General features: G+C 64.1%; 2 protein-coding genes. One reads left to right on the top strand and one right to left on the bottom strand.

What is annotated here, in order from left to right:
• Positions 1-352: 352 nt before the first annotated feature.
• Entirely contained in the window at positions 353-1,567 is a 1,215-nt protein-coding gene (locus tag BST27_RS30010) for a CaiB/BaiF CoA transferase family protein (protein WP_069422656.1), read from the bottom strand.
• Positions 1,568-1,771: 204 nt separating this feature from the next.
• On the opposite strand from BST27_RS30010, the gene BST27_RS30005 reads away from it, so the two are divergent.
• Positions 1,772-2,656 (top strand): enoyl-CoA hydratase, encoded by an 885-nt coding sequence (locus tag BST27_RS30005; RefSeq protein ID WP_079219929.1) that lies wholly within the window; start codon positions 1,772-1,774, stop codon positions 2,654-2,656.
• Positions 2,657-2,735 lie beyond the last annotated feature (79 nt).

The following is a 2,735-nucleotide window of genomic DNA, read 5'->3' as shown; positions in this document are numbered from 1 at the left end:
GTGCGGTCCAGCCACCTCGTGGTCTCAGCGGTCGTGTTGGTCAATGCCTCCCGGCGCGTCAGGTTCTCATCCAGCCAGGCCAACGCCTCTTCGGGCACCACCCGCTCCGACAACGCAGCATCCGGCGTCGCGGGCTCGGGGTCGAACATCGACAACTGGGAGTCGAACATATTTTCGATTGTAATCGCCTGCACTGACAAGATGAGGGCCTGTTGCCTCATGTCAAGATGCGCGCGTAGTGGTATTCGTTGCCTCACGTAAACGTGCGCGCTTGTTGACTTGGGCTTTGGCGGCAGGCCTCCCGCTCCCCACCCGACTGACGCTGTGGCAGTGCGTCTTTCACCGACCCCAGCTACGCGATAGCGCCGGAATCCTTGAGCTCGGCGATGCGGTCCCAATCCATCCCAAGCTCCATCAGCACGATCTCGGTGTGCTCGGAGGCTTGCGGGGCCCTGGTCGTCTGCAGCGGCTCGTGGTTGAACTGGACGGGTCCGCGCACGACCTTGAACGGCGGGCCGCCACTGGCCACCTCGACTTCGGCGATCATGTCGTTGGCGAGCGCTTGTTCGTCGCTGGCCAAGTCGAGAAGGCTCTGGAACGGGGCCCACTGACCTTTCATGGTCTTCAGGTGCTGGCGCCAGTACTCAAATGGCTTGGCGGCGAACGCCTTCCTGATCAGTTCACTGGCCGCGTCCGCGTTCTGAATCAGCGGTAGCACATCGGCGAACCGGGGATCGTCGGCCGCCTCGGGGATGCCGAGGTGCTCGAACGTATCGCGGATCAGTCCGGTGGGACTGATGATGCACAGGTTGATCGTGCCGCCGTCGGACGTTTCGTAGTTGCCCATGAAGGGATTTACCGACGGAGCCAGCGAGCCCGGCATGTGGTTGCGCATGACCTCACCGGTCTCCATACCCTGGGTGACGCTAGCCCCCGCGGCCCACCAGGCGGTGCTCAGCAGCGACACGTCGAGCTCAACGGCTTCACCGGTGCGCTCGCGATGCAGCAGCGCCGCCGAGATGCCGCCGGCGATGAACATGCCGCCGATGGAGTCGCCGAACGCGGGAATGCCTTGTCCCAGAGCACCGCCCAGCTCCGCCGGGGTCAGCGAATGTCCCACGCCGCTGCGCGTCCAGAAGGCCGTCCCGTCGTAACCGCCTATGTCGCGTTCCGGGCCCTTGTCGCCGTACGCCGAACCGCGCGCGTAGACAATGTTCGGGTTGGCCGCGCGGATGTGCTCGACGTCGAACTTGTTCTTCTGTCGTTGTGCCGGCAGGTAGTTGGTGAGGAAAACGTCCGAGGTTTTGGCCAGTTCGTAGAGCACCTCCTGGCCGCCGGGCGTAGAAACGTCGATTCCGACGCTGCGTTTGCCGCGGTTGGGGTGCTCCATCAACGGATGCCGGTCGGGGTCGACCTGGATTCCTCCCATGTTGAGGAACCCGCGCTGGGTGTCGCCGCGCAGTGGGTGCTCGACCTTGATGACGTCTGCGCCCCAGTCGGCCAGGATCGCTCCAGCGGCGGGGACGAAGGTGAACTGCGCAACCTCGAGGACCCGAAAGCCCGCCATCACCTGAACCATTACTGCCTCCCGTCGTGTCATGTCGAACGTTACCCGCCAGGGCGGGAAATGGTGCCTAACAGCCGGTCTCATCAGGGGCTTCCCGCCGAGGCAAGCAACCTGGCCCTCTTTGCAGAAAGCGGTACCGATAGGTATACAGTATGAACTAACCACGGCCACGCTTCCGTGGTCAGCCCAGGAGGGACGGGTCCGATGAGCACCGACGGCAGCGCGGTCGCCGAGCGCTCGACCGTATTGCGCGAGCGCGATCGAGAGCCGGTGCTCTACGAGATCACCGAGTCGGGTGTCGCGGTGGTCACCCTCAACCAACCGGAGCGGATGAACGCCTGGGGCCAGCCGATGATGTCGGCGTTCTATCGCTACTTCGACGCCGCGGAAGCCGACCCCGCCGTTCGCGTCATCGTGCTGACCGGTAACGGGCGGGCATTCTGTGCGGGCGCGGACATGGGCGGCCTGAATTCGATCTCGTCGACGACGGTGGAGTCGGCCAGCAAGACCGACGTGGGTGCACTGGTCGCCGAAAAGCATCCGTATTTCCTGACCCAACTGCGCAAGCCGGTGATCGTGGCAATCAACGGGTCCGTCGCCGGCATCGGGCTTTCGTTGGCGTTGATGGCCGATGTCCGTTTCGCCGCTGCGGGTGCGAAATTCACCACCGCGTTCGCGCGGCGCGGACTGGTCGCCGAGTACGGCATCTCCTGGATCCTGCCGCGACTCATCGGCTGGGGTGCGGCCACCGACCTGCTGCTGTCCGGCCGCACCTTTCTGGCTGAGGAAGCCGCCGAACTCGGTCTGGTCAAGGAGGTGGTTTCGCGCGACCAGCTGCTGGATCGCGCGCTGGCCTACGCTGATGACATCGCTCGAAACTGTGCGCCCAGCTCGCTGGCTGTGATGAAGCGGCAGCTTTACGCTGACGCCGGCCTCCCGATTGTCGAGACCAGCAACAAGGCCGAGCAGCTGATGCACGAATCGATGACGCGCCCCGATTTCATCGAGGGCATCACGGCTTTCTTCGAGAAGCGCCCACCGAACTTCCCGCCCCTGATAGCCGAGACAGCTCAGACGGCTCACGATTGAGAGGACTCTCAATGAAGATGTCAAGCCGCCGACTGTGTGATTGGGGGTGAGTCGGGTTGCCAGGTGCGGTTGTCACGGA

This window comes from Mycobacterium intermedium, assembly GCF_002086275.1.
Taxonomy (GTDB): domain Bacteria; phylum Actinomycetota; class Actinomycetes; order Mycobacteriales; family Mycobacteriaceae; genus Mycobacterium; species Mycobacterium intermedium.
This window is presented reverse-complemented; position numbering and strand designations above follow the sequence as displayed.